Raw genomic sequence first — 11,798 nt, 5'->3', positions numbered from 1 at the left:
GCCGCGGAGCGCAGCCGTGAAGCGACGCGGCCCGGACAGGCCGGGCCGCCGGCCGATCGGCGGCCTCTGAAGCGCGTCGACCGACGGGACTCGGTGACGCAGTTGTCGCTGAGGGGGCTGCCGACCTCACCACTAAGGAGTGGGCGTCGTGACCGCGGAGACCTCTCAGACGCTCGATCGGGGACTGCGCGTCCTCAAGCTGCTGGCCGACACGGACCACGGGCTGACCGTCACCGAGCTATCCAACAAACTGGGCGTGAACCGGACCGTGGTGTACCGGTTGCTGGCCACGCTGGAACAGCACGCACTCGTACGGCGAGACCTGGGCGGCCGGGCCCGGGTGGGACTCGGCGTCCTGCGCCTGGGCCGCCAGGTGCATCCCCTGGTACGCGAGGCCGCGCTGCCCGCGCTGCGCTCGCTGGCCGAGGACATAGGCGCGACCGCGCATCTGACCCTGGTCGACGGCGCCGAGGCCCTCGCGGTCGCCGTGGTGGAGCCGACCTGGACCGACTACCACGTGGCCTACCGGGCCGGTTTCCGGCACCCGCTGGAGCGCGGCGCCGCCGGCAAGGCCATCCTCGCCGCCCGCCGCCAGCCCCTGGAGGAGCCCGGCTACACCCTGACCCACGGCGAACTCGAAGCCGGTGCCAGCGGCGCCGCCGCACCCCTGCTCGGGGTGACCGGTGTCGAGGGCAGCGTCGGCGTGGTGATGCTCGCCGACGCCGTACCGGAGCGGGTCGGTCCGCGGGTGGTGGACGCGGCCCGCGAGGTCGCCGAGGCGCTGCGCTGACCGCGCGGGGCCGGGCCGGATCGCCGCCACGTTAGATTGACCCCGTGCTCTCTCGTCTCTCGCGCCCCAAGGCCCTAGCCGTCTGCGCCGTGCCGGTCGTGGCCCTGATCGCCACGGCCGCACTGGCGCCGCTGCCGTTCTCGCTGACGCAGCCCGGGATGACGGCGAACGTCCTGGGGGAGAACAAGGGCGAGCCGGTGATCACCATCACCGGCGCCGAGACCCGTAAGACCAAGGGGCAACTGCGGATGACCACCATCGAGGCGACCGGCCCGGACGCCAGTGTGGGACTCGGCGATGTGATCGACTCCTGGTTCCGCACCGACCGCGCCGTGCTGCCCCGGGACGCCGTCTACCCCAGCGGCAAGGACACCAAGGAGATCGAGCAGCACAACACCGAACAGATGGAGCAGTCCCAGGACACCGCCACCGAGGCCGCACTGAACTACCTCGACCTGGACCCCGCGAAGGTCAAGGTCGACCTGGAGCTGGCCAACGTCGGCGGGCCCAGCGCCGGTCTGCTCTTCTCCCTCGGCATCGTCGACAAACTGGACGGCGACGGCTCCGGCGGCGACCTCACCGGCGGCCGGGTCATCGCCGGTACGGGCACCATCGAGGCCGACGGCAAGGTCGGGCCCGTCGGCGGCGTCGGCCTGAAGACGCAGGCCGCCCGCCGGGACGGCGCCACCGTGTTCCTGGTCCCGGAGGCGGAGTGCTCCGACGCCAAGTCCGAGCTGCCCGAGGGGCTGCGCCTGATCCCGGTCACCACCCTCAAGGGCGCCGTGGACTCCCTGATCGCGCTGGAGAAGGGCACCGGCAAGGTGCCGAGCTGCTGACCGTCCCGGTCCGGCTCAGCCCTCCTTCACGAACCCCTCCTGCTTCAGCCAGTCCAGCGCCACCTCGTGCGGGTCCTCCCCGTCCACGTCCACCCGTGCGTTCAGCTCCTGCGCCACCTTGTTGTTCAGCCGCTTGGTGATGGGCGCCAGGATCTCCGCGATCTCGGGGTACTTCTTCAGCGTCTCGGTGTTGACCATCGGGGCGGCGTTGTAGTTCGGGAAGAACTTCCGGTCGTCCTCCATCACCACCAGGTCCATCGACTTGATGCGCCCGTCGGTGGTGAACACCTCGCCGAAGGTGCAGGTGCCCTTCGCCGCCTGGGTGTAGATGATCCCGGTGTCCATCTGCGTGACGTTCTTCGCCGGGATGTCCATCCCGTACTCCTCGGCCATGCCCCGCAGCCCGTCCAGGCGGTTGGCGAACTGGCTCTCCACGCACAGCGTCACCGCGCCGGGGTCCTTGCGGGACAGCTCCGCCACGTCCGAGAGCGTCTTCGTGCCGTACTTCTCGTAGTTCTCCCGGCTCATCGCCAGCGCGTAGGTGTTGTTCAGCGGGGACGGCTCCAGCCAGGTCACCCCGTTCTCCCGGTCCGCGTCCCGCACCGCCTCCCACTGCTCGCGCGGATCGGGCAGCGGCTCGGTGTTGCCGAGGTAGTTGATCCACCCGGTGCCCGTGTACTCGTAGTCCGCGTCCGCCGTGCCCTGCTTCACCGCCTCCCGCGAGCCGATCGAGCCCTGGATGCCGGTGCGGTCCAGCACCTCGGCCCCGGCCGCCTGGAAGGCGATCCCCATGATCGCGCCGAGGATCAGCTGCTCGCTGAACTCCTTGGAGGTGACGGTGAGATCGGCGCCCTTGAGCGGCTCGCCCTTGCCGATCGAGCCCGGCCGGACGTCGTCGACCATGGGGGAGCCGCTGGTCAGTCCGCAGGCGGTGAGCAGCGCCCCGGCCAGCAGTACGCAGGCGGCCCGTCTCATGTCGCCGCCTCCAGACCGCGCGGCCTGAGCAGCAGTTCCGCCAGCGAGGCCAGCCAGTCCACCAGCAGGGCGAGCGCCACGGTGAGGATCGAGCCGAGCATCAGCACCGGCATCCGCTGGTTGGTGATCCCGGTGGTGATCAGGACGCCGAGGCCCCCGCCGCCGCCGAAAGTGGCCAGGGTCGCCGTACCGACGTTCAGGACGAGCGCGGTGCGCACACCGGCCAGGATCAGCGGGACCGCCAGCGGCATCTCGACCCGGGCCAGCACCCCGAGCGGGGACATGCCGATCCCGCGGGCCGCCTCCAGCAGGGCGGGGTCATTGGCCTTCAGACCGGTGATCGTGTTCGACAGCACCGGCAGAATGGCGTAGAGGGTGATGCCGATCAGGGCGGACTTCATCCCGGTGCCGAGCCAGATCACCAGCAGGGCGAGCAGGCCGATCGCCGGGGTGGCCTGGCCCATGTTGGCGACGGTCATGGCGATCGGGGTGAACTTGCGGAAGGCCTTGCGGGTCAGCAGGACACCCAGCGGGATGGCGATGATCAGCACGAAGAACGTGGAGATCACCGTCAGCTCCACGTGCTGCCACAGCGCCTTGGAGACCTGGCCGTCGGAGAGCGCGTTCTCGGTGATCGGGTCCAGGTCGGCCTGCTGGAACCACAGCCAGGTCCCCAGCAGCAGGGCCACCAGCACCGACGGCAGGAAGGTCAGCTTCTGCCAGGTCAGCCGGCGCCGGTGCACCGCCGGGGGAGGCGGCGCCTCCTGCTCGCCCTCGCCCTCGTCACGGAAGGCGAGCCCCTTGACCTCGTGCTCGCCCTCGGGGCGCTGCCGCTCGGGAGAGGCGGTCACGCCTTCGCCTCCCCGACGAAGCCCTCCTGTTCGGCGCGGGTCTGCCCGGCCCGTACCGACTCCAGCTCGTGCTGGGCCTCCAGCGCTTCCAGCCGGTCCGCCTCCAGCAACTCGTGCACGGAGTTCATCAATGTCTCCATGTCCACGACGCCCTCGTACTCGCCGCGCCGCCCGGTGACCGCGACCCGGCCAGCGTTGTCGGTCAGCACCGCCTCCAGGGCGTCGCGCAGGGTGGCGTCCCGGGTCACCGTGTCGTGCACCAGGGTGCCCGCGCGGGCGAGCGAGCCCTTGGCGCGCATCAGGTCGCCGCGGCGCAGCCACTTGTAGGGGCGGCGGCGCTTGTCGAGCAGCAGGATCTCGTTGGTGCCGCTGGAGCGGAGCTTGTTGAAGATCTCCTGGAGCGGGTCGTCGACGGTGACCGTCGGACAGCCGGTGATCCCCACGTCCCGCACCCGGGTCAGGTTCAGCCGCTTCAGGGCCGCGCCCGCGCCGACGAAGCCGGAGACGAAGTCGTCGGCGGGGTTGGTGAGGATCGCCTCCGGGGTGTCGAACTGGGCGATGTGCGAGCGTTCGCGCAGCACGGCGATCCGGTCGCCCAGCTTGATCGCCTCGTCGAAGTCGTGGGTGACGAAGACGATCGTCTTGTGCAGTTCGTGCTGGAGCCGGATCAGCTCGTCCTGGAGGTGGTCGCGGGTGATCGGGTCGACCGCGCCGAACGGCTCGTCCATCAGCAGCACCGGGGGATCGGCGGCCAGCGCCCGCGCCACGCCCACGCGTTGCTGCTGGCCGCCGGAGAGCTGGCGGGGATAGCGGCCGTGGAACTCGCCGGGGTCCAGGCCGACCAGGTCCAGCAGCTCCTCCACCCGGTCGCCGATCCGGGACTTGGACCAGCCGACCATCTTCGGTACCAGGGCGATGTTCTGCGCGACCGTCATGTGCGGGAAGAGACCGGCCGACTGGATGGCGTAGCCGACCTTGCGGCGCAGCTTGACCGGGTCGATGTCGGTGACGTCCTCGCCGCCGATGCGGATCCGGCCGCCGGTCGGCTCGATCAGCCGGTTGATCATCTTCAGGGTGGTGGACTTCCCGCAGCCGGACGGGCCGACGAAGATGACGGTCTCGCCGGCCTGGATCTCCATGGAGACGCTGTCGACGGCCGGGGCGGAGCTGCCCGGATACCGCTTGGTGAGGTGCTCCAGCTCGATGGAGGCGCCGGAGGTGCTGGAGGTGCCGGAGGTGCTGGGCGCGGCGGACTCGGACACGGATCCCCCTGGAGACTCAGACACGGATTCCCCTGGGAATGGTCAGCCGTCCCAGCAGGACGTACGCGGCGTCGAAGAGCAGGGCCAGGACGATGATCCCGAGCGTGCCCGCGAGGACCTGGTTGAGCGCGTTGGCGCTGCCCAGGGAGGCGATCCCGCGGAAGATCTCGTTGCCCAGGCCCGGTCCGGAGGCGAAGGCGGCGATGGCCGCGATGCCCATCAGCATCTGGGTGGCGATCCGGATGCCGGTCAGGATCGGCGGCCAGGCCAGCGGCAGCTCGATCCGCAGCAGCCGCATCGGGCGGGACATCCCGATGCCGGTGGCCGCGTCCACCAGGGCCGGGTCGACCCCGCGCAGCCCGACGATCGCGTTGCGCACGACCGGCAGCAGCCCGTACAGGGTCAGCGCGATCACGGTGGGCGGCACGCCCAGGCCGACCAGCGGGATCAGCAGGCCGATCATGGCGAGCGAGGGGATGGTCAGGATGGTCGCGGTGGTCGCCGTGGCCAGGTTCCCGGCCCATTCGCTGCGGTAGGTGGCCACCCCGATCAGTACGCCGAGCACGGTGGCCACGAGGGTGCACTGGAAGACGGCGCTCGCGTGCTGCCAGGCGTCCGCGAGCAGCTGCTGGTGGCGCGTGCTCAGGTACTCCCAGAAGCTCATCCGCTCACCCCGCCGGTCTTCTACTGGTCGCGCTGGTCCTCCGCCGCCTGTTCCACCAGCGGGATGATCCGCAGCGGAACGGGGTTCTCCATGACGATGGCGGTGGAGGCCCGGACGATCCCATCAAAACCGACAACCCGGTCGATGACCCGTTGGAGATCGGCGTTCGAGCGGGCCACGAGGCGGCACAGCATGTCCCCGCTGCCGGTGGTCGTGTGCAGCTCCAGCACCTCGGGAACGGTCGCCAAGTGGGCCCGTACGTCGGCCCCTTGGCCCTGCCGGATCTGGAGCGTGGCGAAGGCGGTGACCGGGTAGCCCAGGGCCGCCGGGTCCACCTGCGGACCGAATCCGCGGATGACTCCGTTCGACTGAAGACGGTCCAGGCGGGCCTGCGCGGTACCGCGCGCCACGCCCAGCCGCCGCGACATCTCCAGCACCCCGATCCTCGGCTCCTGCGCCAGCAGCACGAGGATGCGCCCGTCCAGTTGATCGATCGCCATGAGCCCTCCCGGCACTGGTCAACCTGTACAGAAAGCCCGTACATACGGGCATGGTGCTGGGCAACCTGCCCAATGGGAAGGCACACTATTGCGCACTATGTGGGGCAGAGCCAGCCTGCAGATATGACACAGACCACAGACCACACTCCCGACACCGCCCGGCAGGCCGACCCCTTCCCGGTCAAGGGAATGGACGCGGTCGTCTTCGCCGTCGGCAACGCCCAGCAGGCGGCGCACTACTACTCCACGGCCTTCGGCATGCGGCTGGTCGCCTACTCCGGACCGGAGAACGGCAGCCGCGAGACCGCCTCCTACGTGCTGGAGAACGGCTCCGCCCGTTTCGTGCTCACCTCCGTGATCAAGCCCGCCACCGACTGGGGCCGCTTCCTGGCCCGGCACGTGGCCGAGCACGGCGACGGCGTCGTCGACCTCGCCATCGAGGTCCCGGACGCGCGCCGGGCGTACGCCTACGCCGTCGAGCACGGCGCCACCTCCGTGGCCGAGCCGTACGAACTGAAGGACGAGCACGGCACGGTCGTCCTCGCCGCGATCGCCACCTACGGCGAGACCCGGCACACCCTGGTCGACCGCTCCGGCTACGACGGCCCCTACCTGCCCGGATACGTCGCCGCCGACCCGATCGTCGAACCGCCCGCCCGGCGCACCTTCCAGGCGATCGACCACTGCGTCGGCAACGTCGAGCTGGGCCGCATGAACGAGTGGGTGGGCTTCTACAACAAGGTCATGGGCTTCACGAACATGAAGGAGTTCGTGGGCGACGACATCGCCACCGAGTACAGCGCCCTGATGTCCAAGGTGGTCGCCGACGGCACGCTCAAGGTCAAGTTCCCGATCAACGAGCCCGCCGTCGCCAAGAAGAAGTCCCAGATCGACGAGTACCTGGAGTTCTACGGCGGCGCCGGTGTCCAGCACATCGCGCTGAACACCGACGACATCGTGGAGACCGTACGCACCATGCGCGCGGCCGGGGTGCGGTTCCTCGACACCCCGGACTCCTACTACGACACCCTCGGCGACTGGGTCGGCGACACCCGCGTCCCCGTGGAGACCCTGCGCGAACTGAAGATCCTCGCCGACCGCGACGAGGACGGCTACCTCCTCCAGATCTTCACCAAGCCGGTCCAGGACCGCCCGACGGTCTTCTTCGAGCTCATCGAACGCCACGGCTCCATGGGCTTCGGCAAGGGCAACTTCAAGGCCCTGTTCGAGGCGATCGAGCGGGAGCAGGCGAGGCGCGGGAACCTCTAGCCGAGGGGCGATCCCGCGCCGGGGGGGCCGGTCCGGCCGGGCGGGGAAGCCGAGTGTGCAAGGGCCGCGGCGGGGCGGGGCGGCCGGGGCGGCTCGGCGGTGGTCGGGCGACGGGGGCGCGTACGCCCCGGGGGGCCGCTCAGGAGCAGGCGGGCTCGGGTATCTCCGGGCGAGTCACGCCCCCGCCGGGGTGAGCCGGGCCGCGCACCCGTCCCGGCGGTGCGGGGTGCCCGAGCGGGGGCCCGCGCGGGCGGAGTGGCCCCGCCGCGCGTAGCGTCCGCGGCTACTCGAACTCCGGCAGCGGTTCCGCCGCGGGCTCGCCCAGTTCCTTCAGCGCGCGGTGGGCCCGCGGGGCGTGCAGGGGGGAGAAGTACGGGTTGATCCGCAGCGCCTCCTGCAGGTGACGGCGGGCGGGGCCGCTCCGTTCCAGGTCCCGCTCGATCATCCCGCGGTGGTAGGAGTACAGGGCGCTGCGCACGGCGCCGCCCTTCGTGCGGTCCGTGGCGATGCGGGCGTAGCGCAGCGCCTCCTCGTCCTGGCCGGCCTGGTGCAGGGCCCAGCCCAGGGCGTCCGCCACCGCGATACCCGGCTGGCGTTCCCACTCCGCCCGCAGCCGCCGTACCGCCGAGTCAGGGTCGCCGTGGTCCGCCTCGAACAGGCCCAGCACCAGCGCCTCGTCGGCCCCGCCGGCCTCCGCCGTGCGCACCCGCTCGCGCAGCAGGTCGTACTGGACCCGCGCCGCCTGCCCCAGCCCCAGCGCCTCGTACAACTCGCCCAGCTCCAGCGCGTACTGGGGCAGCGGCTGCCGGGCCAGCGCCCTGCGGTACGCGCTCAGCGCCTCCGTGGTCCGGCCCAGTGCCGCCAGCGCCCGGCCCTGCCCGGCGAGCGCCGCCCGCTGGTCGGGGTCCAGGCGCACCGCCTGCCGGAAGTGGCGCAGCGCCGCCTCCCGGTCGCCCCGCTCCCAGGCCAGCTGCCCGCCCCGCTCCAGATACGCGGCCCGCTCCGCCGGTGCCTGGGCCGAGGCCGCCGCGTCGGAGAAGGAGGCCGCCGCGTCCTCGCGCCAGCCGTGGTCCCGGTACACGGCACCGGCCCGCGCCAGCACCGCCGGACCCGAGCCCAGCTCCAGCAGCCGGTCCAGGCTCTTCTTGGCCGCCTTGTACTGGCCCATGCCGGTGTACGCGTCGATGAGCGGCGGGTACGTCGTCCAGCGCCGCGGCGCCAGTTCCCGCGCCGCCTCCGCCCACTTGCGCGCGGCGGGGAAGTCGCGCCGTGCGTTCGCCAGCGTGGCGAGCCCGCCGAGGGCCTCCACGTTCCCCTTGGGGCGCACCTTCAGCGAGGTCCTCAGCACCCGCTCCGCCTTCGGGAAGTACGCCGGGTCCGCGGTCCGCCGCCCCTGCTCCACATAGGCCGCCCCCAGCACCGCCCAGGACTCCGCGTCCTTCGGGTTGCGGCGCAGATGGCTCTCCCGCTCCTCGATCAGCACCGCCAGATCGGGCAGCGCGGCCGGCACACCCGTGGTCACCGCGGCCAGCGCCTGCGCCCCCGGCGCCGGAGCGGGCGGCCCGCCCCCCGACGGCCCCCACGGCACCAGCACCAGCAACCCGCCGAGCACCGCACACCCCGCGACCGCGCCGATCAGCGCCCGCCGGCCGATCCGTGGGCGCCGCTCCTCGCGCCCTTCCTGTTGGTTGTCCATGGCGCTCACTGTGCGTCAGTACGACGACCGCATTCCCGCACCCAAAGCCCCCCGGTAGCGGGGTTCACACCGATGGCCCCCGGTGTCAGGCTGTGATCATGAGCCACGACCTCGTGAACCGTCTGCTCACCGGCCTGCCCGCCGAGGCGGTCCTCACCGACCCCGACGTCACGGCCTCCTACGCCAACGACATGGCCAGCTTCTGCCCGGCCGGCGCCCCGGCCGCGGTGGTGATGCCGCGCACGGTCGAACAGGTCCAGCACGTCATGCGCACCGCCACCGAGCTGCGCGTCCCGGTCGTCCCGCAGGGCGCCCGCACGGGCCTGTCCGGCGGCGCCAACGCCACCGACGGCTGCATCGTGCTGTCGCTGGTGAGGATGGACCGCATCCTGGAGATCAACCCGGTCGACCGCATCGCCGTCGTCGAGCCCGGCGTCGTCAACGCCGCGCTCTCCCGCGCGGTCGGCGAGCACGGACTGTACTACCCGCCGGACCCCTCCAGCTGGGAGCAGTGCACGATCGGCGGCAACATCGGCACCGCCTCGGGCGGCCTGTGCTGCGTGAAGTACGGGGTGACGGCCGAGTACGTGCTCGGCCTGGACGTCGTCCTCGCCGACGGCCGCCTGATGTCCACCGGCCGCCGCACCGCCAAGGGCGTCGCCGGGTACGACCTGACCCGGCTGTTCGTCGGCTCCGAGGGCTCCCTCGGCATCGTCGTCCGGGCGGTCCTCGCGCTCAAGCCGCAGCCGCCCCGCCAGCTGGTGCTGGCCGCCGAGTTCGCCTCCGCCGCCGCGGCCTGCGACGCGGTGTGCCGGATCATGGAGGGCGGTCACGTCCCGTCCCTGCTGGAACTGATGGACCGTACGACCGTCAAGGCGGTCAACGACATGGCGCACATGGGCCTGCCGGAGACCACCGAGGCGCTGCTGCTGGCCGCCTTCGACACCCCGGACCCGGCGCCGGACCTGGCCGCGGTCGGCGCGCTGTGCGAGGCAGCCGGGGCCACCCAGGTGGTGCCCGCCGAGGACACCGCCGAGTCCGAACTGCTGCTCCAGGCACGGCGGCTGTCGCTCACGGCGCTGGAGGCCGTGCGCGGCGTGACCATGATCGACGACGTGTGCGTGCCGCGCTCCCGGCTCGGCGACATGCTCGACGGGGTCGAGCGGATCGCCGAGAAGCACCGGCTGACCATCGGCGTCGTCGCCCACGCGGGTGACGGCAACACCCACCCCACCGTCTGCTTCGACGCGAACGACGAGGACGAGTCCCGGCGCGCCCGCGAGTCCTTCGACGCGATCATGGCGCTCGGTCTGGAACTCGGCGGCACCATCACCGGCGAGCACGGCGTCGGCGTCCTGAAGAAGGAGTGGCTGGCCCGCGAGATCGGCCCCGTGGGCGTGGAACTCCAGCGCGGCATCAAGCAGGTCTTCGACCCGCTCGGCATCCTCAACCCGGGCAAGCTCTTCTGAGCCGCCCCCGATGGAACCGCCCGCGACCGAACCGCCCCCGCTCACTCGCCGTCCTTCGACTCGTCCGACGGCCACGGATCGCGCAGCCACAGGTCGTCGGCCGGGGTCGGGGCCAGCAACTCGGCCAGCCCGTCGTCGATTCCGAGCTGGTCCGCCTCGGTGCCCGGCGGGACCACCCGCAGCGTGCGCTCCAGCCAGGCCGACACCTGCGCGGCCGGGGCTTCCAGCAGCGCGTCCCCGTCCGGCGAGCTGAGCGCCATCAGCACCACGCTGCGCCCCTCCACCTTCGTCGGCCACACCCGCACGTCCCCGTGCCCGCACGGCCGGAACACCCCCTCCACCAGCAGCTCGCGGGCGAAGGTCCAGTTGACGGGGTGTTCGGAGTTGATGTGGAAGGTGATGTGCACGGCGAAGGGGTCGTCGCTGGTGTAGCTCAGCCGGGCCGGGACGGCGATGCTGCGCTCGGGCGACAGAACCAGCTTGAGCTCCAGCTCCCGCTCCACAACGGTGGGGTACATGGTGTGAGGTGTCCTCTCTGACGACGTTCGTACGGGTCCGGCTGTGGGCCCGTACGAGTGGAGAGCGGGTTTGGCTCGGAGCATTACGCGGGTTCGGGAAACTTTTTTCCGCACGTGTCCCCGCACGCGGTTTCCGGGGCTGTGGCGGCCTTGCGCGAGGTTGCCCGGAAAGGGGTGGGTACGGCGGGACTGGCGGTGGGGGTTGCCCGCGTCTGATAGATGTGGAGGCCCTCAGATGACCCCCGAGCAGATACGGGACGACGGACATGAGCGCCCCAACCCCGGCCCCCGGTGACGACAGGCCCCGCGAAGGGTATTACCCGGACCCGTCCATTCCTGGATATGTCCGGTACTGGAACGGCACCGCCTGGGTGCCGGGCACCAGCCGCCCGGCGCCGTCGGACGGCGAGCCGCTCGCCCCGCCGTCCGGCGCGGCCCCGGCGCAGGCCGCGTCCGTCCCGCCGGTCGAGGAGACCGGCCCGCACTTCTTCGACGAGGACCCGGCCGAACCCGCCGCCCCCGCACAGGCCCAGCACGGCAGCCGTCCCGAGCCCGCGTCCGCGTGGGGCGCCGACCGGTCCCGCCAGACCGGCTTCGGCGGCGACCAGGACCGCCGGGTCTCCTGGGGCGCCCCGGACCCCCGTACCCCGGCCCCCGATCCCCGCGCCGCCGCCGCGAGCGCCGACGACGGCACCCGCAGCACCGACGGCACCGCCACCATCCCGCCGGCCGACAACGACTCCGACGCCCCGGCCGCCGCGGGCAACACCTTCGTCTTCCGCCGCCCGACCCCCGGCCCCGCCGCGCAGGACGCCGCCACCGACGAGGGCACCATGACCTTCCGTGCCCTCTCCCCGCGCACAGGGAGCCCGGACGGAGCATCCCCGGCACAGCAGGGGCGCACGACGGGCTCGCCCTCGGGACAAGGGGCAAGTGGGGCCGCGGGGACGCCGGTCACGGCCGGGACC

The 11,798-nt window shown here is 72.1% G+C and carries 12 protein-coding genes; 5 read left to right on the top strand and 7 right to left on the bottom strand.

The window, feature by feature from the left end:
- Positions 1-148 precede the first annotated feature (148 nt).
- Positions 149-790, top strand: a complete 642-nt coding sequence (locus GA0115233_RS18585; RefSeq protein WP_093721413.1) for an IclR family transcriptional regulator — start codon at positions 149-151, stop codon at positions 788-790.
- A gap of 44 nt (positions 791-834) precedes the next feature.
- Positions 835-1,626 (top strand): S16 family serine protease, encoded by a 792-nt coding sequence (locus GA0115233_RS18580; protein ID WP_093721368.1) that lies wholly within the window; start codon positions 835-837, stop codon positions 1,624-1,626.
- A 15-nt stretch (positions 1,627-1,641) separates the two neighbouring features.
- On the opposite strand, the gene GA0115233_RS18575 is transcribed toward GA0115233_RS18580, so the two are convergent.
- The 5 genes from GA0115233_RS18575 to GA0115233_RS18555 are packed head-to-tail and all read right to left on the bottom strand — an operon-like array spanning position 1,642 to position 5,878.
- The gene (locus GA0115233_RS18575; protein ID WP_093721367.1) at positions 1,642-2,601 is read right to left on the bottom strand and encodes a glycine betaine ABC transporter substrate-binding protein; all 960 of its coding nucleotides are present in this window, start codon (positions 2,599-2,601) and stop codon (positions 1,642-1,644) included.
- Positions 2,598-3,452, bottom strand: a complete 855-nt coding sequence (locus GA0115233_RS18570) for an ABC transporter permease (protein ID WP_093721366.1) — start codon at positions 3,450-3,452, stop codon at positions 2,598-2,600. The genes GA0115233_RS18575 and GA0115233_RS18570 overlap by 4 nt, the downstream gene beginning before the upstream one ends.
- Positions 3,449-4,714 carry a betaine/proline/choline family ABC transporter ATP-binding protein gene (locus GA0115233_RS18565; protein ID WP_093721365.1) on the bottom strand — a complete coding sequence of 422 codons (1,266 nt, stop codon included), beginning with the start codon at positions 4,712-4,714 and terminating at the stop codon, positions 3,449-3,451. Before GA0115233_RS18565 ends, GA0115233_RS18570 begins: the two co-directional genes overlap by 4 nt.
- 16 nt (positions 4,715-4,730) lie before the next feature.
- Positions 4,731-5,378, bottom strand: a complete 648-nt coding sequence (locus GA0115233_RS18560; RefSeq protein WP_093721364.1) for an ABC transporter permease — start codon at positions 5,376-5,378, stop codon at positions 4,731-4,733.
- Between the two features lie 20 nt (positions 5,379-5,398).
- Positions 5,399-5,878 (bottom strand): Lrp/AsnC family transcriptional regulator, encoded by a 480-nt coding sequence (locus GA0115233_RS18555; RefSeq protein WP_093721363.1) that lies wholly within the window; start codon positions 5,876-5,878, stop codon positions 5,399-5,401.
- A gap of 123 nt (positions 5,879-6,001) precedes the next feature.
- Between GA0115233_RS18555 and hppD the strand changes: the two genes are divergently transcribed.
- The gene (hppD, locus tag GA0115233_RS18550; protein WP_093721362.1) at positions 6,002-7,147 is read left to right on the top strand and encodes a 4-hydroxyphenylpyruvate dioxygenase; all 1,146 of its coding nucleotides are present in this window, start codon (positions 6,002-6,004) and stop codon (positions 7,145-7,147) included.
- Positions 7,148-7,430: 283 nt separating this feature from the next.
- Here the strand turns inward: hppD and GA0115233_RS18545 are convergent, their stop codons facing one another.
- Entirely contained in the window at positions 7,431-8,843 is a 1,413-nt protein-coding gene (locus GA0115233_RS18545; RefSeq protein WP_093721361.1) for a tetratricopeptide repeat protein, read from the bottom strand.
- A gap of 98 nt (positions 8,844-8,941) precedes the next feature.
- Between GA0115233_RS18545 and GA0115233_RS18540 the strand changes: the two genes are divergently transcribed.
- The gene (locus GA0115233_RS18540; RefSeq protein WP_093721412.1) at positions 8,942-10,312 is read left to right on the top strand and encodes an FAD-binding oxidoreductase; all 1,371 of its coding nucleotides are present in this window, start codon (positions 8,942-8,944) and stop codon (positions 10,310-10,312) included.
- 41 nt (positions 10,313-10,353) lie between these two features.
- Here the strand turns inward: GA0115233_RS18540 and GA0115233_RS18535 are convergent, their stop codons facing one another.
- Positions 10,354-10,830 carry an SsgA family sporulation/cell division regulator gene (locus GA0115233_RS18535; protein ID WP_093721360.1) on the bottom strand — a complete coding sequence of 159 codons (477 nt, stop codon included), beginning with the start codon at positions 10,828-10,830 and terminating at the stop codon, positions 10,354-10,356.
- Between the two features lie 266 nt (positions 10,831-11,096).
- Here GA0115233_RS18535 and GA0115233_RS18530 point away from each other — a divergent pair.
- Positions 11,097-11,798, top strand: a 702-nt coding sequence (locus tag GA0115233_RS18530; protein WP_141689535.1) for a DUF2510 domain-containing protein, incomplete at its 3' end; no start/stop codon positions are given.

Origin of the sequence: Streptomyces sp. DI166 (assembly GCF_900091315.1) — a bacterium.
GTDB lineage: Bacteria > Actinomycetota > Actinomycetes > Streptomycetales > Streptomycetaceae > Streptomyces > Streptomyces fuscus.
This window is presented reverse-complemented; position numbering and strand designations above follow the sequence as displayed.

What these genes read in the sequence shown, in the direction of transcription:
- GA0115233_RS18555 (WP_093721363.1), bottom strand. Translation starts at nt 5,878, where the DNA reads ATGGCGATCGATCAACTGGACGGGCGCATCCTCGTGCTGCTGGCGCAG.
- GA0115233_RS18560 (WP_093721364.1), bottom strand. Translation starts at nt 5,378, where the DNA reads ATGAGCTTCTGGGAGTACCTGAGCACGCGCCACCAGCAGCTGCTCGCG.
- GA0115233_RS18535 (WP_093721360.1), bottom strand. Translation starts at nt 10,830, where the DNA reads ATGTACCCCACCGTTGTGGAGCGGGAGCTGGAGCTCAAGCTGGTTCTG.
- GA0115233_RS18545 (WP_093721361.1), bottom strand. Translation starts at nt 8,843, where the DNA reads ATGGACAACCAACAGGAAGGGCGCGAGGAGCGGCGCCCACGGATCGGC.
- GA0115233_RS18575 (WP_093721367.1), bottom strand. Translation starts at nt 2,601, where the DNA reads ATGAGACGGGCCGCCTGCGTACTGCTGGCCGGGGCGCTGCTCACCGCC.
- GA0115233_RS18540 (WP_093721412.1), top strand. Translation starts at nt 8,942, where the DNA reads ATGAGCCACGACCTCGTGAACCGTCTGCTCACCGGCCTGCCCGCCGAG.
- hppD (WP_093721362.1), top strand. Translation starts at nt 6,002, where the DNA reads ATGACACAGACCACAGACCACACTCCCGACACCGCCCGGCAGGCCGAC.